At 70.4% G+C, this 19,731-nt stretch carries 20 protein-coding genes and 1 tRNA gene; 13 read left to right on the top strand and 8 right to left on the bottom strand.

All coding sequences use genetic code 11. The annotated features are described in order from the left end of the window. Positions 1–191: 191 nt before the first annotated feature. Positions 192–2,462 (top strand): transglycosylase domain-containing protein, encoded by a 2,271-nt coding sequence (locus tag ACF09J_RS05475; RefSeq protein WP_392304044.1) that lies wholly within the window; start codon positions 192–194, stop codon positions 2,460–2,462. 102 nt (positions 2,463–2,564) lie between these two features. Here ACF09J_RS05475 and ACF09J_RS05470 read toward each other — a convergent pair whose 3' ends face one another. Continuing rightward, positions 2,565–3,029: a GatB/YqeY domain-containing protein gene (locus ACF09J_RS05470; protein WP_392304043.1), complete on the bottom strand. Its 465-nt coding sequence runs from the start codon at positions 3,027–3,029 to the stop codon at positions 2,565–2,567. A 153-nt stretch (positions 3,030–3,182) separates the two neighbouring features. Between ACF09J_RS05470 and ACF09J_RS05465 the strand changes: the two genes are divergently transcribed. From ACF09J_RS05465 to ACF09J_RS05450, 4 genes are all read left to right on the top strand, one after another. Next, positions 3,183–4,109, top strand: a complete 927-nt coding sequence (locus ACF09J_RS05465) for a metallophosphoesterase (RefSeq protein WP_392304042.1) — start codon at positions 3,183–3,185, stop codon at positions 4,107–4,109. Positions 4,110–4,206: 97 nt separating this feature from the next. After that, the gene (locus ACF09J_RS05460) at positions 4,207–5,040 is read left to right on the top strand and encodes a Pr6Pr family membrane protein (RefSeq protein ID WP_392304041.1); all 834 of its coding nucleotides are present in this window, start codon (positions 4,207–4,209) and stop codon (positions 5,038–5,040) included. A gap of 33 nt (positions 5,041–5,073) precedes the next feature. Then, positions 5,074–5,147 (top strand) — tRNA-Pro (locus ACF09J_RS05455). 645 nt (positions 5,148–5,792) lie between these two features. Next, positions 5,793–6,098 carry a hypothetical protein gene (locus ACF09J_RS05450; protein ID WP_392304040.1) on the top strand — a complete coding sequence of 102 codons (306 nt, stop codon included), beginning with the start codon at positions 5,793–5,795 and terminating at the stop codon, positions 6,096–6,098. A 179-nt stretch (positions 6,099–6,277) separates the two neighbouring features. On the opposite strand, the gene ACF09J_RS05445 is transcribed toward ACF09J_RS05450, so the two are convergent. From ACF09J_RS05445 to ACF09J_RS05430, 4 genes are read right to left on the bottom strand one after another with little or no spacing between them, the layout of a single operon-like run. After that, complete coding sequence (locus tag ACF09J_RS05445; RefSeq protein ID WP_392304039.1) at positions 6,278–6,946, bottom strand: response regulator; 669 nt, start codon at positions 6,944–6,946, stop codon at positions 6,278–6,280. Further along, entirely contained in the window at positions 6,943–8,211 is a 1,269-nt protein-coding gene (locus ACF09J_RS05440) for a sensor histidine kinase (RefSeq protein WP_392304180.1), read from the bottom strand. Before ACF09J_RS05440 ends, ACF09J_RS05445 begins: the two co-directional genes overlap by 4 nt. A gap of 59 nt (positions 8,212–8,270) precedes the next feature. Beyond that, the gene (locus ACF09J_RS05435) at positions 8,271–9,122 is read right to left on the bottom strand and encodes an ABC transporter permease (protein WP_392304038.1); all 852 of its coding nucleotides are present in this window, start codon (positions 9,120–9,122) and stop codon (positions 8,271–8,273) included. Then, a complete protein-coding gene (locus ACF09J_RS05430) occupies positions 9,119–10,057 on the bottom strand; it encodes an ATP-binding cassette domain-containing protein (protein WP_392304037.1) in 939 nt (312 codons plus the stop codon). Before ACF09J_RS05430 ends, ACF09J_RS05435 begins: the two co-directional genes overlap by 4 nt. A gap of 363 nt (positions 10,058–10,420) precedes the next feature. On the opposite strand from ACF09J_RS05430, the gene ACF09J_RS05425 reads away from it, so the two are divergent. Next, a complete protein-coding gene (locus tag ACF09J_RS05425; RefSeq protein ID WP_392304036.1) occupies positions 10,421–10,972 on the top strand; it encodes a hypothetical protein in 552 nt (183 codons plus the stop codon). 53 nt (positions 10,973–11,025) lie between these two features. On the opposite strand, the gene ACF09J_RS05420 is transcribed toward ACF09J_RS05425, so the two are convergent. From ACF09J_RS05420 to ACF09J_RS05410, 3 genes are all read right to left on the bottom strand, one after another. Continuing rightward, positions 11,026–11,790, bottom strand: coding sequence for a TIGR03943 family putative permease subunit (locus ACF09J_RS05420; protein WP_392304035.1), 765 nt, complete (start codon positions 11,788–11,790; stop codon positions 11,026–11,028). Continuing rightward, on the bottom strand, positions 11,787–12,821 hold the full coding sequence (locus tag ACF09J_RS05415) for a permease (protein ID WP_392304034.1): 1,035 nt from the start codon (positions 12,819–12,821) through the stop codon (positions 11,787–11,789). Before ACF09J_RS05415 ends, ACF09J_RS05420 begins: the two co-directional genes overlap by 4 nt. Before the next feature lie 61 nt (positions 12,822–12,882). Further along, positions 12,883–13,347 carry an ATP-binding protein gene (locus ACF09J_RS05410; RefSeq protein WP_392304033.1) on the bottom strand — a complete coding sequence of 155 codons (465 nt, stop codon included), beginning with the start codon at positions 13,345–13,347 and terminating at the stop codon, positions 12,883–12,885. Positions 13,348–13,503: 156 nt separating this feature from the next. Here ACF09J_RS05410 and ACF09J_RS05405 point away from each other — a divergent pair, with 156 nt between their 5' ends. From ACF09J_RS05405 to ACF09J_RS05375, 7 genes are all read left to right on the top strand, one after another. Beyond that, a complete protein-coding gene (locus ACF09J_RS05405) occupies positions 13,504–14,418 on the top strand; it encodes a Scr1 family TA system antitoxin-like transcriptional regulator (RefSeq protein WP_392304179.1) in 915 nt (304 codons plus the stop codon). Then, the gene (locus ACF09J_RS05400) at positions 14,375–14,515 is read left to right on the top strand and encodes a DUF397 domain-containing protein (RefSeq protein ID WP_392304032.1); all 141 of its coding nucleotides are present in this window, start codon (positions 14,375–14,377) and stop codon (positions 14,513–14,515) included. The genes ACF09J_RS05405 and ACF09J_RS05400 overlap by 44 nt, the downstream gene beginning before the upstream one ends. 1,014 nt (positions 14,516–15,529) lie before the next feature. Further along, positions 15,530–16,216 carry a YeeE/YedE family protein gene (locus tag ACF09J_RS05395; RefSeq protein ID WP_392304031.1) on the top strand — a complete coding sequence of 229 codons (687 nt, stop codon included), beginning with the start codon at positions 15,530–15,532 and terminating at the stop codon, positions 16,214–16,216. Beyond that, positions 16,216–16,632 carry a YeeE/YedE thiosulfate transporter family protein gene (locus tag ACF09J_RS05390; RefSeq protein WP_392304030.1) on the top strand — a complete coding sequence of 139 codons (417 nt, stop codon included), beginning with the start codon at positions 16,216–16,218 and terminating at the stop codon, positions 16,630–16,632. The genes ACF09J_RS05395 and ACF09J_RS05390 overlap by 1 nt, the downstream gene beginning before the upstream one ends. 153 nt (positions 16,633–16,785) lie before the next feature. Then, on the top strand, positions 16,786–16,971 hold the full coding sequence (locus ACF09J_RS05385) for a hypothetical protein (RefSeq protein ID WP_392304029.1): 186 nt from the start codon (positions 16,786–16,788) through the stop codon (positions 16,969–16,971). A gap of 73 nt (positions 16,972–17,044) precedes the next feature. Further along, positions 17,045–18,859: an ABC transporter ATP-binding protein gene (locus ACF09J_RS05380; protein ID WP_392304028.1), complete on the top strand. Its 1,815-nt coding sequence runs from the start codon at positions 17,045–17,047 to the stop codon at positions 18,857–18,859. Beyond that, complete coding sequence (locus ACF09J_RS05375; RefSeq protein ID WP_392304027.1) at positions 18,856–19,719, top strand: serine/threonine-protein kinase; 864 nt, start codon at positions 18,856–18,858, stop codon at positions 19,717–19,719. The genes ACF09J_RS05380 and ACF09J_RS05375 overlap by 4 nt, the downstream gene beginning before the upstream one ends. Positions 19,720–19,731: the final 12 nt, after the last annotated feature.

Raw genomic sequence — 19,731 nt, 5'->3', positions numbered from 1 at the left:
GAGCAGCTTAGGCCAAGGCATAGACGCGTGTCCGGCGAATGAGAACACAGGCCGGTCCGCCGCCCCTGCTGGCCGTGCGCGGCACCGGTGCGCCCCGCCCGCCCGCCCCCGGATGTCACGATCCTGCATTCGAACGTTCCGGGACGCCCTGCTCCGCCGGAACGCTCATCACTACGGATTAGGCTGCCCCCATGCCAAAGAAGCGCTCGGGCGGTGGTCTGTCGCCAACGCAGCAGGCCGCGAAGTTCCTCGGTGTCAGTGTGCTCGCGGGAGCCGTGATGGCGGGCATCGCACTGCCCGCGGCCGGCGCGCTGGGCCTGGCCGCCAAGGGATCGGCCACGGGGTTCGACGACATCCCGGCCAACCTCAAGCGTCCGCCGCTCAGTCAGCGGACGACGATTCTGGACCGCCAGGGCAACCAGATCGCCCAGGTCTACTCCCGCGACCGTACGGTGGTCGAACTGAAGGACATCTCGCCGTACATGCAGAAGGCGATCGTCGCGATCGAGGACTCCCGCTTCTACGAGCACGGCGCGATCGACCTGAAGGGCGTGCTCCGCGCGCTCAACAAGAACGCGCAGAGCGGCGGGGTCTCCGAGGGCGCCTCCACGCTCACCCAGCAGTACGTCAAGAACGTCTTCGTCGAGGAGGCCGGCGACGACCCGACGAAGGTCGCGGAGGCCACCCAGCAGACCCTCGGCCGCAAGGTCAAGGAACTGAAGTTCGCGATCCAGGTCGAGCAGGACCTGGGCAAGCACAAGATCCTGGCGAACTACCTCAACATCACGTATTTCGGGCAGCAGGCCTACGGCATCGAGGCCGCCTCCCAGCGCTACTTCTCCAAGCACGCCAAGGACCTGACGCTGCCCGAGGCGGCGCTCCTCGCCGGCATCGTCCAGTCCCCGAGCCGCTACGACCCCGTCAACGACGAGGCCGAGGCCACCAAGCGGCGCAACGTCGTGCTCCAGCGGATGGCCAGTGTCGGCGACATCTCGCAGGCCGAGGCCGCCAAGGCCACGAAGGAGCCGCTGGGCCTGAAGGTCACCCAGCCGCGCAACGGCTGCATCACGGCAGTCAAGGGCGCCGGCTTCTTCTGCAAGTACGTCGAGCGGATCTTCCTCAACGACCCGGTCTTCGGCAAGTCCCGCCAGCAGCGCGCCAAGATCTGGAACCAGGGCGGCCTGACCATCCGTACGACGCTGGACCCGCAGGCCCAGCAGTCCGTGCAGGACTCGCTGAAGAAGCACGTCTACCAGTCCGACTCGGTCGCGGGCGCGGCGGTGCTGGTCGAGCCCGGCACCGGCAAGGTCCTCGCGATGGGCCAGTCCAAGCCGTACGGCTACGGCAAGAACGAGACCGAGATCAACTACTCGGTCGGCAACGACCTGGGCGGCTCGAACTACGGGTTCCCGACCGGTTCGACGTTCAAGCCGTTCGTGGCGGCGGCCGCGCTCGAGCAGGGCAGGCCGCCGACGCAGGAGTACTCGTCGCCGTACGAGATGCCGTACCCGGATCCCGTACAGACGTGCAGCGGCAAGCCCTGGACCAATCAGGCGAACGAGAAGGTCCCGAACGAGAGCAAGTCGGAGGTCGGCCCGTACCAGCTGAAGGAGGCGATGGCCAAGTCGGTCAACACCTACTTCGTGCAGATGGTCGCCGACATCGGCCTCTGCCCGGTGATGCAGATCGTCGACAAGCTGCACGTGGTGCAGGGCAGCGGCGAGAAGCTGCCCGAGGTGCCCGCGATCTCGCTCGGCTCCAGGGGCATCTCCCCGCTGACGATGGCGAGCGCCTACGCCGCCTTCGCCTCCCGCGGCACGTACTGCACGCCGGTCGCCATCGACTCGATCACGCAGAAGGTCGGCGGCCAGGAGAAGTCGCTCGCGGTGCCGAAGTCGTCCTGCACGCGGGCCATGTCCGAGCAGACCGCGGACACCGTCAACACGCTGCTCCAGGGCGTGATCGACTCCGGTACGGGTTCGCAGGCGGGCCTGTCCGACCGCGCCAACGCGGGCAAGACGGGTACGACGGACGAGCGCAAGAACGCGTGGTTCGTCGGCTACACGCCGAACCTGTCGGGCGCGGTGTGGGTGGGCAGCGCCTCCCAGAGCGTCAAGATGATCAACATCAACATCGGCGGTGTCTTCAACCCGCTCGTCTACGGCGGTCAGGTGCCCGGCCCGATCTGGCGTGACGCGATGACCGGCGCCCTCGCCGGCAAGGAGGCCCCGGCCTTCAACCTCGTCGACATCCCGGACGCGCCCAAGGACCAGGACAAGCACAAGGGCCGGGACCGCGGCGACGGTCACGGGGACGGCGGCGACAACGGCGGCCCCGGCGACAACAACGGCGGGGACAACGGCGGCGGTTTCCCGAACCCGTCCATCTCCCTCCCGGGCGGCTTCTTCCAGGGTCAGAACGGCGGAACGCGCGGCAACGGCAACGGAGGGCGGCACGGCTGACGGGCGGGCGGCGGGGGCACGTTCCTCCGCCGCCGCCACGACGAAGGGGCGCCGGCTGATGGCCGGCGCCCCTTCCTCGTACGTGCCCGGGAACCGGCCGGGTCAGCCGGCCAGCAGCCTCTTCACCACGGCGGCGACACGGCCGCCCTCGGCCTGGCCCGCGACCTTGGGGTTCACGATCTTCATGACCGCGCCCATGGCCCGCGGCCCCTCCGCACCGGCGGCCTTGGCCTCCTGAACGGCCTGGCCGACGATCCGCTCCAGCTCCTCGTCGGAGAGCGGCTTGGGCAGGTACGTGGCGAGCAACTCGCCCTCCGCCTTCTCCCGCTCGGCCGACTCCGCACGACCACCCTGGGCGAAGGCCTCGGCCGCCTCCCGGCGCTTCTTGGCCTCCTTGGTGATCACCTTGAGGACCTCGTCGTCGGAGAGCTCGCGCTTCTCCTTGCCCGCCACCTCCTCCTTGGTGATCGCGGCGAGCGTCAGCCGGAGCGTCGAGGAGCGCAGCTCGTCACGCTCCTTGATCGCGGCGTTGAGGTCGTCGTGCAGCTTCGACTTGAGCGTGGTCATGGGTCCGATTGTCGCAGGTACGGCACGTCACCCGCGCGCCGATTTACGACGCCCGGGCAAACGCCGATCTCCGGGCGGGCCGCGCCCGTTGGCCCGGCGACCGGGACCATCGGCGATTTCCGCCGGACGCCACCGGCCTGAGACGATGGACACATGCGCGCGCGATACGGAGCACCCCTGGGCATCACGGCGGTCGCGGCCGCCGGTCTCCTCTACTCGGCGGGATTCGAAGTCCGCTCCTTCCGCCTGAGGCGGGTGACGGTCCCGGTCCTGCCCTCCGGCATGCGCCCCCTGCGTGTCCTTCAGGTCTCCGACATCCACATGGTCGGCGGCCAGCGCAAGAAGCAGCGCTGGCTGCGCTCGCTCGCCGGGCTGCGCCCCGACTTCGTGATCAACACGGGCGACAACCTGTCCGACCCGGAAGGCGTGCCGGAGGCCCTCGACGCCCTCGGCCCGCTGATGGAGTTCCCGGGCGCGTACGTCTTCGGGTCCAACGACTACTACGGCCCCAAGCTGCGCAACCCCGCCCGCTACCTGCTGGAGAAGACCAGCGGCCGGCACGGCCTGAACGGCAACGCACCTGCCGTGGGCGCGATCCACAACCCGTGGGAGGACCTGCGCGACGGCTTCGACGCGGCGGGCTGGCTCAACCTGACGAACACCCGCGGCACCCTCAAGCTCGAGGGCCTCTCGTTGGAGCTGACCGGCCTGGACGACCCGCACATCAAGCGGGACCGCTACGCGCGCGTGGCGGGCGGCCCGTCCGACGCGGCGGACTTCTCAATGGGTGTGGTGCACGCCCCGTACCTGCGCGTCCTGGACGCCTTCACGGCCGACGGCTACCCCCTGGTCCTGGCCGGCCACACCCACGGCGGCCAGCTCTGCATCCCCTTCTACGGCGCCCTGGTCACCAACTGCGACCTGGACACCGACCGGGTGAAGGGCCTGTCCACCCACACCGCCGAAGGCCGCACGTCCTACCTGCACGTCTCGGCCGGCTGCGGCACCAACCGCTACACCCCGGTCCGCTTCGCCTGCCCCCCGGAGGCGACGCTGCTGACGCTGGTGGAACGGCAGTGACGGGGTAGCGCGGCAGGCCTGGGGGGCGCCATGCGGTCCGTAACCCATATGGACTACTCAAATCGCCCCCTAGGCCCGCCCTTCCTACCGTGAGGGCATGGCCGCCGAGACCCCCGAACTGCCCGAGGTGCCGGAGATGTCTCCGACGCCTTTCATACCTCGGGACATACCGGAGCTGCCCGTGATCCCGGGCATCGTCAAGCTGATGCCCCCCTCCTTCGTCCCCCCGTCCGCCGTCATGGCGCCCACCCGCCGTCCCGGGGCGGCGGTCTGCCGCCTCCTCACCGCCGCGGCGGTCGCGGCCGCCCTGGCCGTGGAACTGCACCTCGGCTCCCCGGCCCGCGTCCTGAGCGCGTTCGCGATCCAGAGCAGCATCCTTCTCGCCCTGGTCCTCTTCCTCTCGGCCCGCAGGGCCTGGACGGCCCGCCGGCCACTGCCGGCCTGGCTGACCGGGGCGACCGTGCTGTACACCGTGATCACGGCCGTCGTGCACCACGCGCTCCTGACCCGGACCTCGCCGGTGTTCTCGATCACGGGCGAGCCGGGCATCCATCCGCTCTGGCAGAGGACGGCCACCGTGATCCTGCTGACGGCGGCCCCGATCGCCGCCCTCCTGGACTGGCTCCTGCTCACCGAGCCCGACCGCCTCCACCTGCACCAGGCCGCGCCGTGGCTGCTCTACCCCCTGGCCTACCTGGCCTTCTCCCTCACCCGCGGCGAACTGCTCCCCGCCGACGCCCCCGACCGCTACCTGCACCCCTTCCTGGACGTCTCCGAGCACGGCTACAAGCACGTCCTCGCCACCGCCCTGCTCCTGGGCCTCTCCTTCTACGCCCTGGCCCTCCTCCTCGTGGCCGTCGACCACACCCGCCCGAACCCGATCCGCCGCCGCACCAAAACCGGATTTCGCCTCCGGCCACCAGTGGGCTAAAGTAAACGTCGTCGCCGCGACAAGCAGCGACATCGGGGTGTGGCGCAGCTTGGCAGCGCGCTTCGTTCGGGACGAAGAGGTCGTGGGTTCAAATCCCGCCACCCCGACGCTAGTCAGAGGCCCATTCGCGTGATCGCGAATGGGCCTCTGTCGTGCTCGGGGGGCCAAACAGGGGGCCAAAGGATTCTGATCAAGCCTCGCGGGCGGTTGCCTCGCGCCGCTGAGCAAAGATCGCGTCCATGGCCTCCGCGCCCTGCGTGATGACCGGCCGGAGCTGGGGTCGATGGCGCGTGCGGTGGCGTGCGCACGGCGGGCGTCGCGTACGAGCGGCCTGCGTTCGGCGCGCAGGGCGCGGCGGCGCTCGGCTTCCTTGCGCCAGTGATCGGCGGTCCAGCGGGCGGCGGTGGCTGCGTACTGGCGGTGGGTGCGCCAGACGTGTCCGTGGCTCACGGGTGTCCTCGTTTCCGGGATGAGTGGGTCGGTGGTGACGGGCCCTGCGACGGCCCGTCACCACACGCGTGTGGTGACGCAGAGTGAGCGTGTTTCCGGTTTCCTGGTTCACACCAGGGGGGTTCAGGCGCTCTACGGGCCACCTACGGCCTCACTTGTCTGGGCTGGGCCAGGCGCGGCTGAGGTGATCAACTGCCGCACTGATTGTTGAGCCCTGGGCCTATGCTCCTGCCTGCGGTGGAATCAGAAGTCCAACCGCATGGGGAGGGGGATGCATGGCAGCGTCAGGATCGATCCCGAACGTGACCGATGAACGCCTGTGCTGGCTCATCGTTCGCGATGAACTCCGCCGGAAGAGCAGCAAACTGCGCTTCCTCGGATGGTTCACAGTGCTCGCCAGCCGCCAATCCGTGGGCGCCGAGATCGGCGGAGACATTCGACGCGAGCGGCTGTCGGACAAGATGACCGACTACTCGATCGCTGTAGACGCCTCCGCGCAGACACTTTCCCCTGATGAGCGCCAGCACTTGCGGACGGCCGCTCAAGTGCCCGACTGGTTCATGGCGGACGTTGAGCGGCGGTACCAGGAGATCCGCAAGCGCCGTTGACGCTGCACCAGCGCTGCCGAACCTCAGCGCCCGCGGCGCAGGCGCTTGGCAGCGGCCTTGCCACCCCGACAGTGAAGTACCGTCAGGGGCCTGATCCAGTTAGTGGATCAGGCCCCTGACGGGTTTCCGGCACGCTCACTGAGGCCGCCGGAACAGCGTTGGCGACGTGAACCCGCCGCTCAGCCCCCGTGAGGCCGGGCCAGGCCGTGGTCGTAGGCGAAGATCACCGCCTGGATGCGGTCGCGGGCGCCGATCTTGGCCAGGACGCGGCCGACATGAGTCTTCACCGTGGACTCCGACAGGACGAAACGGGCGGCGATCTCGCCGTTGCTCCAGCCCTTGCCGATGGCGACGAGGATCTCGCGCTCACGGTCGGTGAGGGAACTCAAGCGCGGGTCCTCGGCGGAGCCGTCGCCGCCGACGGGCACGAGACGGGCGAACTCGTGCAGGAGACGACGGGTGAGTGCGGGGGCGATCACGGCGTCTCCGACGGCCACGGCCCGGATGCCCGCGAGGAGTTCCTCGGGGCGGGCGTCCTTGAGGAGGAAGCCGCTGGCTCCGGCGCGCAGGGCCGCATACACGTACTCGTCCAGGTCGAACGTGGTCAGCACCAGGACGCGGGAGCGACCGCCGGCGGCGACGATGCGGCGGGTGGCCTCGATGCCGTCCATGCCCGGCATGCGTACGTCCATGAGGACCACGTCGGGGCGGAGTTCGGCGACCTTGCGCACCGCTTCCGCTCCGTGAGCGGCCTCGCCGACCACCTCCGTCTCGGGCACGGAGTCCAGGAGCATGCGGAAGCCGTACCGCTGGAGCGGCTGGTCGTCGACGACGAGCACGGTGGTCACCGGGCATCGCCCTGGGGAGTGAGGTCGAGTGCCGCCCGTACGGTCCAGCCGCCACCCGTGGGACCCGCGCTGACGTGTCCACCGTAGAGAGTCGCTCGTTCCCGCATGCCCACCAGGCCGTGTCCTTCCTCGTTCGCCGTGCCGGGACGGTCGGCCGGGACGACTGGGCCGGAGTCCTGGACGGTGATGGTCAGCCGCGTGTCCTCCACGGCGACAGCCAGGTTCACACGCGCGCCGGCACCGGCGTGTTTCAGGGTGTTCGTCAGAGCCTCCTGCACGATGCGATGGACCGTGAGCTGGACCCCGCTGTCGAGAGCGTCGACGTCTCCGGCGGTACGGTAGACGACCTCCAGGCCGGCGGCGCGCACCCCTTCGCACAGCGCGCCGATGTCCGCGAGACCGGGCTGCGGGCTCAGCTCGGGCTCGGTCGGCCGTCCGTCCGCCTCGCGCAGCACGCCGAGTACCCGGCGCAGTTCCCCCAGGGCCTGGCGACCTGTGTCGCCGATGAGGTGCAGGGCCTCCTTGCCCCGCTCCGGAGCGGCCCCGGCTGCATAGGCACCCGCGTCGGCGAGCGTGATGATGACGGACAGGTTGTGACCGACGACGTCGTGCATCTCGCGGGCCACCCGCGCCCGTTCGGCCGCGACGGCGAGTCTGCCGCGCTGGTCGCGTTCGATCTCCAGCCGGGCCGCACGGTCCCGAAGCCCGGCCAGCTGGGCCCGCCGGATACGGATCATCAGGCCGAGCGCGAGGGCCGCGGTCGCCGTGCTGAGCAGGAAGAACAGCGCGTCCCCGACCGACACCGCCGGCGACACCCGTGCCGCGACCAGGCCGAGCGCACCCGCCGTGGCCGCGCAGGCCCACGGCAGCTGCCGTAGCCGCCCGTGCAGGGCCAGGCTGTACAGGGCGACGAAGAGGGCGACATCCGCACGGAGCGCGGCGCCGAGGGACCACTGGAGGGCGAACACGGCCATGACCGCGCCGAACGCGACGGCGGGCGCCCGGCGCCGCCACAGCAGCGGCAGCACCAGCCCGGCCTGCAGGGCCAGCATGCCCGCCACGGGCAACCGGGTGAACACCAGGCGGAAGCGGCGCGGACCGTCGCCTTCCCCGTCGATCGCGCCGACCTCGTGCAGCAGGTCCGGCAGGCAGAACATCAGGATGACCAGCACCACCACCGCGGTGTCCAGCACCCACGGACGGGCCCGGTCGGCGTGCCGGAGCCGCTGGCCGGTCCGGCCGAGCCGGGCGACCAGCGGCCCCATCCCGCTGAGATCTTCGGTGGTCACGGAGTTCACCAGACCATGATGCGGGTGGCTGCCGCTCAGACGTCGCTGCGCAGCAGCCGGTACGCCGCTCCGGCCAGCGCCAGTGCCGTCCAGCCGAGAAAGACCCAGAGCCCGGCGACCGGCGACAGGGTGGTCGAGTCGTGGGTCAGGGCGAAGATCGACTCGCCGGCGTGGCTGGGCAGGTAGGGGTCGATGTTCCCGCTCCATGAGCTGGGCAGCAGGGAGATCAGTCCGGGTACGAGCATGAAGGCGGCCACCAGGACCGAGATGCCGCCGGCCACGGACCGCAACAGCGCGCCCAGGGCGGTGCCGATCACACCGACCAGGCCCAGGTAGAGCCCGGCGCCCAGCAGACTGCGAAGGACACCTGCGTCGCCGAGGCTCATGGCGGCCGGCGTGCCGGAGACGACCTGGCTGCCCACGAGGAAGGCGACGAACGCGCCGACGGTGGCGATCACCAGCGCGACCAGCCCGTACACAGCCGCCTTGAACCACAGCACGGGCAGCCGGCGTGGCACCGCGGCCATGGTGGAGCGGATCATGCCGGTGGAGTACTCGCCCGCCATGACCAGTACGCCGAGCACGCCGAGGGCCAGCTGGGCGAAGTTCGTGCCGAAGAGGGACAGACTCACGGCCGTCGCGTCGGCGAAGTGGCCGTCCATGGGGCGGCCGGAGTCGATCCCGGACTTGTAGCGGCTCGCGGCGATGATGCCGAAGGCGACGAGGAACAGCAGGCCCAGGCCGAGAGTGATCCAGGTGGAGCGCAGCGACCACAGTTTGGCCCACTCCGAGGCCAGCACGCGCCGTCCGGTCACCCGGTAGGCGGGGCGGGCCGGCGTGGCCCGGGCGGTCTCAGGGGATTCGGGGGCTGCCGTGAGGGTGCTCATGCCGCGCTCCCGGAGATCTCGTTGCGGGTCGTGGAGCCGTGGTACTCCACGGCGTCCCTGGTCAGTTCCATGAATGCCTCCTCCAGCGACACCGCCTTCGTGGTCAGCTCGAACAGCGGGATCCCGTGCTCGGCCGCCTTCAGCCCGATCTCGCGGGCCGACAGCCCGGTCACCTGCAGTTCCTCGGAGCCCACGCGGCCGGTGATCTCCACGCCGTGTCCGGCGAGTACGTCCCGCAACCGAGCGGGGTCGTCCGTCGCGACCTTCACGGTGTCGCCGCCGGCCTCGCGGACCAGGTCCCGTACGGTCGTGTCGGCCAGCAACCGTCCACGTCCGACGATGATCAGGTGATCAGCGACCAGTGACACCTCGCTCATCAGGTGCGAAGAGACGAACACCGTGCGCCCTTCGCTCGCGAGGGAGGTGAGCAGGTTCCGGATCCAGAGGACGCCCTCGGGGTCCAGTCCGTTGACCGGCTCGTCGAGCATCACGGCCTGCGGATCGCCGAGCAGAGCGGCCGCGATGCCGAGCCGCTGGCCCATGCCGAGGGAGAAGGCACCGGCCCGCTTCTTCGCGACGCTGCCGAGGCCGGCGAGTTCGACGACCTCGTCGACCCGGCGGCGCGGAATGCCGTGGGTGAGGGCGAGGGCCCGCAGGTGGTTGTAGGCCGAGCGGCCCGGGTGGATCGACTTCGCCTCCAGCAGCGCCCCGACCTCCTGGAGCGGCGCCTGGTGGCGGGCGTAGCGTTGCCCGTTCACCGTGACGGAGCCGCTCGTCGGCGCGTCGAGCCCGACGATCATGCGCATCGTCGTCGACTTGCCCGCTCCGTTGGGGCCGAGGAAGCCGGTCACCGTGCCCGGCTTCACGGTGAAGTCAAGCCCGTCGACGGCTGTCTTCTCCCCGTACCTCTTGGTGAGCTGCTGTGCCTCGATCATTCGCGTTCTCCCCTTCGGACTCCGGCGCGCCCTGTACGCCTGACGCCTCCTCCGTCACGCTAAGTCCGCGATCTGCCGGATCCGGTGGTACCGGGGGCTGAACACTGTCAGGCAGGTGGTACCGGGGTACTACGGCCTGGTGTCCCTCGATCACTTTGAGACTGGTTGCCCGTTCGACCCGCGTGGGCCCACCCCGTCGACGAGATTCCGAACCGGGCGCGGAAGCGCCTGGACCCCGCGTGCGGCGGGTGTGATGATCGCCGGGACGTGGTCGGGGATGGGGGGGGAGCCGATGGCAGCGCGGGCGATGGCTCGCAGTGCGGGCAGACAGCCGAACAGGAACGGTGCAAGCCGGAAATCGCCGTGAGTACCTGGCAGATCACCGTCGTGAAAACAGAGGAGACCGGCACCAGATCCAAGACCTACAAGGCGACCCTGAAGTACGAGGGATCCTGGCAGGGATACGTGGATTTCCATAGCCAGGGGCCGCTTTTCGAGCGGCTGAAGCCGGGTGACCAGGTCACCGCCACCCTCTGGCGCCGCCGCATCGTGGCGCTCAGCAAGGACGGCGTCGAGCAGAACACCACTGAAGTACCCGGGGACGACCTCCAGATGAAGGCCGCCCTGGGCACGCTCGTCGCGCTCCTCGCGGCTGAGATGCTGGTGTTCGGCGCGGTACGCCTTGTCAGGCCTCGTTCCCACGAGCCCTTCACCTTTTACCCCTACGGTGGGCAGATCCTCTTCACGGTCCTCGGCGCCTGCCTCGTGGTGGGGTTCCTGGCGAATTGGACGGGCGTTCCGTGGTGGTTCGTGCCTCCCGCCGCAGTCGTGGTGTGCGTGGCGGTGATGCTGTGTCCCCCCATGCGGCGCAGGCCCCCAGTCCGATGGCCGGAGGAACGCCGCAAAGCGGTCTGAAGGCCTGCGGCCGTGCCGCCGGCCGTCCGCCCCGCCCGCGCCCCGCCCGCGCCTCATCGCGTCGGAGTGAGCGGAAGGGCGTCGGTGTAGGCGTTCGCCGGCTTGGGGATCTTGTGCACGGAACGGCCGTCGAGCGCGGCGGGTGCGGAGCTCGTGCCCAGGGTTCCGCCGGGGTGCCAGGTGCCCGTGACGGCCACCCAGGTGTTGGCCGGCGGGGCCGGGGTGCCGTGGATCCGTACCTTCACGGACTGGGCGTCCGCCGCACAACAGGAGATGACGATCCGGGTCAGGGTCCAGCCGTCGCCCTGCTTGCCGGAGCCGGCGAAGCCGGTCAACCGGACCGTATGCCCCTCGATGGCCCCCGTGCGGTCCTGCTGCACACGGCGGATGAAGTCCGAAAGCGTCATCGGAAGCGGCGAGGTCGCGGGCAGCGGGTCGAAGTCGTCCTCGTGCGTGATGGCCTTGGGCGGCTGACGGGAGGCGGTGTACGCGCCAAGGGCGGGCGGGGCGTAGAACAGCAGGCTCAACGCCGGGAGGAACAGCAGCCACGCGGCCCCAGGTGCCCCTGAGTGGTGGTGCCCGTGACCGTCGTCGTTGTCCTCATGGTCGCCGTGGTCCGTGTGTTCGTCGCCCTCGCCCCGTCGTGCGTACGACACCGCGTCCGCCATGCCGAGCAGAACCAGCAGGGCGCCGGAGGCGATGAGCAGCCAGCGCATCCCCTCATTGACGTACCGCAGGTACAGGTCGGTGAACAGGGACACGCGCAGCAGACCGACGCCGCTGAGGACGAGCAAGGTCATCTGGAGCGGGCGTCTCACAGCAGTGCACCTCCGATCAGCGCGCTGAACACGACCGCCACCACCACCGTTGTGGCGGAGAACCGGACCGCGAAGGCCCGGCCGAACGTCCCCGCCTGAAGGGCGAGCAGCTTCAGGTCGACCATCGGGCCGACGACCATGAACGCCAGCCGCGCGACCGGCGAGAACCCGGTCAGCGAGGCCGCCACGAACGCGTCCGCCTCCGAACACACCGCCAGCACGATCGCCAGCCCGGCCAGGAACAGCACCGAAAGCCAGGGCGAACCGGAGAACGCGTCCAGCACGGAGCGAGGCACCGCGACATTGAACGTGGCCGCCGCCATCGCGCCCACCACCAGGAAACCGCCCGCGTGCAGGAAGTCGTGCTGGAAGCCCTCCCGGAACTCCCGCCACCGGCTGCCACCCGCCCGATGGCCACCGTGCCGCACGACCGGCCGCAGCCACTCGGCCCGCCCCAGCCAGAGCCACAGCCAGCCCACCCCCAACGCCGTGCCCAGCGAGGCCAGCAGACGGGCCGCGACCATCGCCGGGTTCCCGGGGAAGGCCACCGCGGTCGCCGTCAGCACCACCGGGTTGATCGCGGGCGCCGACAGCAGGAACGCGAACGCGGCCGCGGGCGGGACGCCCCGCCCGATCAGGCGGTTCGCCACCGGCACCGACGCACACTCGCAGCCCGGCAGCACGGCTCCCGCCACGCCGGCCACCGGCACGGCGAGCACCGGCCGGCTCGGCAGCGCGCGGCTGAACACCCCGGCCGGCACGAACGCGTTGATGGCGCCGGAAAGGGCCGTACCCAGCAGCAGGAAGGGCAGCGCCTGAACGGTCACCGCAAGACACACGGTCCGCCACGCCTGCATCGCCGGTGTCTCCATCCACCGGCCCCCGAGGTAGAGCACCGCGCCGGGAAAGGTGGCCGCCCCCAGTAACAGGAGCGGCCAGTACCGGGGCCAGCCGGCAGCGGCGTCGTCCCCCGCCGCTCCGTCCGCGTCGGCGGTCTCCGCCTCCTCGACCCGTTCTTCTGATCTCTGCATGCCGGCCCCACCTGTCGGATGTTCCCGTCAACATAGCGGGCCCCGAACCGACGAACGGTGCTCAAACAACCTCACTGAAAGGGCAACGGACCTCCGCCCAGACCGTCTTGCCCAGCGGTTCCCTCGGCGTGCAGCCCCAGCGTGCGGCCAGGACGTCCACCAGGAGCAGGCCGCGGCCCGACTCACCGTCGGGGTGCGACGAAGGGGCGGTCACCGGCGGGCGTTTGGCCGAGGCGTCCGCCACCTCGACGCGCATCACGCCCGTCGCCGCGTCGAGGGCGAGCCTGAGAGCGAAGTCATGTCCCGGCGCCCGGCCGTGCCGTACGGCGTTCGCCACGAGTTCGCCCACCACCAGCGCGATCGTGCACGACGTGTCCGAGTCCGGTGGATACCCCCACTCCTCGATCTGCCGCACCGCCAGGCGCCGGGCCAGCCGTGCGCCTCGCGGAGTCGCGGCGAACTGCGCCGCGACGTGACGGGAATCGGGCGCTACGCCCTCTTCCGGTGTGGTCGTTCCTGCCCGCACGGCCTGCCTTCCTTCCCGCCAAGTACACGAGTCGTCACGTTCCGTGCTCAAGAGTCGTCCACCGGCCCTACGCTCGGAAGACGGCGCAGCCTTACCTTTCAGCTCGTAAGAAACGGAAGTAACGCCTTGGCCAAGGGAATCGACCCCAGTACCTCCATGGCGGCGCTGTTCGGTGCGCGGGTGCGCAGACTCCGCATCGCGGCCGGACTCACCCAGGCGGAACTCGGAGCCATGACACACGTGGTGAGCAGCCGGATCACCCAGATCGAACGCGCCTCCGGGGCCAGGCCGACCCTGGAACTGGCCCGCGCGCTCGACGTGGCCCTCGGCGCGGACAACCTGCTCGTCGAGTTGTGGCCCTATGTGTATCGGGAGGCGTTCCCGGACTGGTCGAGGGCGTTCATGGCCTACTCCGAGCGCGCGTTGTCCATCAGGCAGTACGCGGCGCACGTCGTGCCGGGTTTGTTCCAGACGGAACAGTACGCGCGAGCCGTTCTGAGCCTGGACGCGCTACTCGCCGACGAGGACCAGTTGGAGGAACGCGTCGCGGCCCGGCTGGGGCGACAGGAACGGCTCCGCTCACCCGACCGACCGGAGCTGTGGGTGATTCTCGACGAGGCCGTGCTCCGGCGTCCGATCGGCGGCCTGGCCGTGATGCGGGAGCAGTTGGGGGAACTGCTCAATGCGGCAGCGGACCGTCGCACCACCGTGCAGGTGCTGCCCTTCGACCAGGGCGGCCACGAGGCGATGGGCGGATCACTGACACTTCTCACGCTCCCGGACGGTTCAGAGGCCGCCTACACGGAGAGCTCGGACTATGGCCGACTCATTGAGGAACCGACCAACGTCAGTCGCTACACGGTGATTTACGATCGGCTACGGGCAGCCGCCCTGCCCCCTCTCATGTCGCTCGACATGATCCGAAGCGTGATGGAGGGCAACCACCGTGGAGCCAACGTCCCGTCCCGATCCGAACGACGCCGCTTGGCGCAAGAGCAGCTACAGCAATCAGGCAGGGGGCGACTGCGTGGAGGTCGCGGACGCGGTCAAGGACATCGTCCCCGTCCGTGACAGCAAGGCCCCGGACGGCCCCTCGCTGGCCTTCGCCACCGGCTCCTGGGCCTCGTTCATAGGCGAGTTGAAGTCCGGCGCCACCGCATCGAACTGACGCCGGGCGCGGGTGGTTGAATGCGGTGGCCGTGAAAGATCACGGCCACCGAATTCATTTATGACCTGCAATTCTCACGCTCTCCCCACAACCCGGTCGAACATTTGCACTCTCTCCACAAACAGCCGACACATGCCCGCAGCCTGCGGGATCATGAGACCTGATCGCGATCAAAGCCTGGTTGCCGGGCGGAAAATATCCGGACATCAGAGGCAGGCGAAGGGATCTTTCGCGTGGCGTATATCACTGGCCGATGTCAAGCAGTTCGGCCGGAAAACCCAGTCGGGTTGCCCGGGGTACCGGGAAAGTGGTTCCATCACGGCTGAACGCGGTGACCGGCAGTCACAATGCGGCTCTGTGCCGAATTCCCGGACGTTTTGTGATCGTCGATCGGGCGCGGCAAGGACAAGAACCAGGAAACGGCGACCGCCCTTCGTTCACGGGTGGCCCGCGCCGGTCAGGAGGGAGCAACGTGGGTTGCTCGCACGCCGTGGCATGCCCCCTTTTCCCCTTGCTCAGGGCGAGCTTGCAGGGTTGGCGCGACTACTACTGCGACAGCGCGGACCAGTGGCACGACTGTGCCCGCTACCGGTTGTCGCTCACCGGCGAGCGGGTGCCGATCAGCCTGCTGCCCAACGGAGCGACGGCGCGGCACCTCGAAGGCGAGAACCGTGCGGGCCGGTCCAGCGCGACCAACCGCACGCAGGCGCCCCGGCAGGCTCCGCCGCCTCAACCCCAGCCACACCCGTACCCGCAGCCGCAGCCGCACCCGGACGCCTGGTCCCAGGCGGTACCGGCCGGTCCGCCTGAGCCGGTGTCACCTGGAACCGAAGACCGGGGAAGCTCGGCCTGGTTCGGGGCGGCGCCCCCGGCGCCGGTCCGGCCCCACCAACCGTCACCACCGCACATACCGACCCCCCGGCCTTCGGACCGCCCCGCTCCGCACACGGGGCGAACTCCCGGTCCGAAGCGCGGGCTGCTGGGTCGGCTCGCCGACTGGATGAGAGGTCCGGCATGAACTACTGGCCCTGGTGGGCGGGCGCGGTCGGGCTCGCCCTCGTCACCGTCAACTACACCCTCACCACCGACCGGTCCTTCGGAGTGTCGTCCGCCTGGGACCGTGTGCTGCACTGGCGCAGCGAACGCCGTCTCGAGAAGATGGACGACGAGTTCGCCGACGATGAGGCGCTCGCCGAAGCCCTCGCCGCGGCCACCGCGGAGCACTTCGGAACGCTGCCCGGCGCGCCGGCCTCGTACACGGAGTCGCAGGCCCCCTACGCGGAAGCCCCGTACGCGGAATCGCACGCCCCGTACGCGGCGCCGCCGCAGCCTCCCGCGCCCGACCCCGGCGTCGAACCGGTCACCAGCCAGCGCCCCGCCCCCCTCGTCACGCAGGCCGCCCTGCTGGTGTCGATCTTCCTGGGCGGGCTGATCGCCTCGCTCGTGTCCGGGCGGTTCGAGATCCGCCACGACATGGGCCCGGGTTTCCGGGACCTGGTCACCTCCGACCCGGTCACCATGGTCGGCCTGCTGTTCCTGGGCGGCGTGCTGGTCGGCTTCGGCACCCGGCTGGCCGGCGGATGCAGCTCCGGCCACGGGCTGAACGGCTGCGGCCGGCTGCGCCCGGTCAGCATCGTCGCGACCGCCGTGTTCTTCGGCACCGCCGTCGGGGTGTCGTTCCTCCTGTGGAAGGTGATCTGATGCGTACGCGCGGCGCGATTCTGCTGGCCAACGTCATCACCGGGCTGGCCCTCGGCTTCACCGTCTCCAACATCGGCTTCGGCGACTACGCCGAGCTGAACCGCATGTTCACCTTCCAGGACCTGCGGATGTTCCTGTCCTTCGCGGGCGCCGTCGCGATCATCGTGGTCGCGTTCGCCCTGCTGCGGGTGCGCCGGACCCCCGGGCGCATCCATGCCGGTGTGATCCCCGGCGCGGTGCTGTTCGGTACGGGGTGGGCGATCTCCGGCGGCTGCCCGGCCATCCCGATCGTCCAGGTCGCCGCGGGTTATCTGCCCGCCCTGGTGACCATCGCCGGTGTCGCCGTCGGCATCTGGCTGTGCCGCTGGGCCAACGCCCGGTTCTTCCACCTGGACCGCGGCTCCTGCGGGCTGTGATCGGGGGCGTCCACGCCCCACCCGTGAGGTATTTGCCCCGTTTTGACCTAAATCGCCATCCGATTCCTGATCCGGGACGTATCCCCTAAGAGACATGTTCCATCAGGAGGAAAGCCATGGCGATCTTCACTGCACTCTTCCCCGCTCTGAACCGTGATCACGGTGGCGGCCACGGCGGCGGCCACGGTGGTGGCCACGGCGGCGACCACGGCGGACGCGGCGGACGCGGCGACCACGGCGGACGCGGCGGACGCGGCGGACGCGGCGGCCGTAGCGGACGCGGCGGACGCGGCGGACGTGGCGGACGTGGCGGCTACTGACTTTGGCCCCCCAAGCTGACTCGGAGCGGAGCGGACCGGAGCCCCAGGGAGCCGGTCCGCTTCGTCAGTACGTCCTGAGTCGCCTGTTGTCGGTGGGGGCGGACGACCAGACCGTGGTCACAGCCGCTCCGCCGCTGCCCCTGCGCGAGGTGTTCCGGCGTTTCTGGCCCTACACCCGGGGGCGCCGGGGATGGCTCGCGCCGCTTCTCCTGCTCAGCACGACGGGTCCCCTCGTCGACGCGGCCGAACTGTGGCTGTTCAAGATCCTGGTGGACGAGGTCCTCGTCCCGCGGGACCTGCACCCCTTCGTCTGGATCGCGCCCACCTACGTGGGACTGATCCTCTTCTCCGGCATCCTGGGGTTCGCCGACGACCTGACCTCCGCGTACGTCAGCGAACGCTTCCTGCTCTCCTTGCGCACCGATGTCTTCCGGCACGTCCAGAGGCTGTCGCTGGGGTTCTTCGAACGGCGGCGGCTCGGCGACGTGCTGTCGCGGATCACGGGGGACGTGGACGACGTCGAGACGTTCCTGCTCTCCGGCGTGGCGGACGTGTTCTACGACCTGCTCCAACTGGGCGTCTTCCTCGGCCTGCTCTTCTATCTGAGCTGGGACCTCACCCTCCTCGCGATCGTCATCGTGCCGCTGTTCTGGGGCGCCGCCCGCCACTTCTCCCGGCTGACCAAGCAGGCGTCGCGCGAGCGCACGCGCCGCACCGGCTCGCTGAGCGCGGTGGCCGAGGAGTCGCTGGGCAACGTGACCCTGGTGCAGGCGTACAACCGGCAGGACTGGGAGCAGCAGCGCTTCGAGCGCGAGAACGTGGGCCGCTTCCACGCCGCGATGGCCACGACGCGGATCCGGGCCGTGTACCGGCCGCTGGTGGAGCTGATCGAGGTGTGCGGCGGCCTCGCCGTCATGGGGCTCGGCACCTGGAAGCTCACCCAGGGCCAGCTCACCCTGGGCGGGCTGCTGGTGTTCCTGGCGCTGATCGGCAAGCTCTACGGCCCGGTCCGCGACCTGTCCCGCCTCGGCCCCGCCTTCTACGCCGCCTCCGCCTCCGCCGAACGCATCGTGGAGCTGCTCGACCAGCGGCCCCAGGTCCGCGAGGCGCCGGACGCGCGGCGGATCGGCCGGGCCCGCGGCGAGGTCGAGTTCGACGCCGTGTCCTTCCGCTATCCCGAGACGTCCCGCTGGGCGCTGTCGGACGTGTCGTTCCGCGTCCGCCCCGGCGAGACGCTGGCCCTGGTGGGCGCGAGCGGGGCCGGGAAGTCCACGGTGGCCAAGCTGCAACTGCGCTTCTACGACCCCGACCAGGGCACCGTCCGCCTCGACGGCACCGATCTGCGCGAGCTGGCACTGACCGATGTGCGCGACAGTGTCGCGGTGGTGCTCCAGGAGACGCTCGTCCTGCACGGCACGGTGCGGGAGAACATCGCCTACGGCCGGCCCGACGCCAGCGACGCGGAGATCGTCGAGGCGGCCCGCGCCGCGGACGCCGACGAGTTCATCCGGCTGCTGCCGGACGGCTACGACACCGTGGTCGGCCAGCGCGGCCGGACGCTCTCCGGCGGACAGCGCCAGCGGCTCGCCATCGCCCGCGCGATGATCAGGGACGCGCCGGTGCTGCTGCTCGACGAGCCCACCACCGGCCTGGACGCCCTGTCCGGCCGCCGGATCCTGGATCCGCTGCGCCGGCTCATGGCCGGCCGGAGCACCGTCGTCATCTCCCACAACCTGCTCACGGTCCGCGACGCCACCCGGATCATGGTGCTCGACCACGGCCGGGTCGTCGAGTCCGGGACACACGACGAGCTGTTCGCGCGCGGCGGCACGTACGCGCGACTGCACCGGCTGCACACCGCGGCCACGCCCACGGGGCCGCCGCCCCAGGGCACGGTGCTGTCATGACCGCCACCACGAAGGCGGCCGTCGAGCCGCCACTGCCCGCGGGCGCCCGCCCGCTCCCCGGCTACGAGATCCTCGGGCATCTGGACCGCACGGCGTGGCTGGACCTGTACGACTCCTGGAGCGAGGAGCGGGCCTGCCGCTGCGTCATCAAGGTGCTGCGCCCGGACCTGCGCGACGATCCGGAACTGGGCGCCGAGCTGCTGCGGGAGGGCGGGTGGCTGCGCGACTTCACCCACCCGCACCTGGTCCGCGCGTACGAGACGTTCGCGGAGCCCGAGCCGCTGGTCGTCATGGAGACGCTGACCGGGGAGACGCTCGCGCATCTCCTCGGCCGGCTGCGGCGCCGGCCGGGCGCCACCGACGTGGCACTGCTCGGGGTCCAGCTCTGCTCCGTGGTGCACTACCTGCACGGCCGGGGTTTGCTCCACCTGGACCTGAAGCCGTCCAACATCGTCGTGGACCGCGGACACGTCAAGGTGCTCGACCTCAGCCTGGCCCGACCGCCCGGGAACGCGCCGCGCGGGACGGGCACGTTGTACTACCGCTCGCCGGAGCAGGCGCGCGGCGGCCCGCTGACGGCCGCGGCCGACGTGTGGGGCATCGGCGTCACGCTGTACGAGGCTGCGTGCGGCGACGTGCCCTTCCCGGACGAGGACGACGAGGACGACGAGGACGAGTACGGCACGGAAGGCCTCCGCTGTCCGCAACTGGAGGACGCCGCCCCGCCGGTCGCGTCGCACCGGCGCCTGCCGCGCACGCTCGCCGAGGCCGTCGACGCCTGTCTGAGCCTCGATCCGGCGGACCGGCCCACGCTGCCCCGACTGACGGCGGCCCTGAGCACGGTGCTTCCAGCTCTGTGAGCAGCCCTCCTC

Origin of the sequence: Streptomyces sp. NPDC014889 (assembly GCF_043081205.1) — a bacterium.
GTDB lineage: Bacteria > Actinomycetota > Actinomycetes > Streptomycetales > Streptomycetaceae > Streptomyces.
The sequence above is the reverse complement of the archived record's forward strand: the minus strand, read 5'-3'. Positions and strand labels throughout refer to the sequence as shown.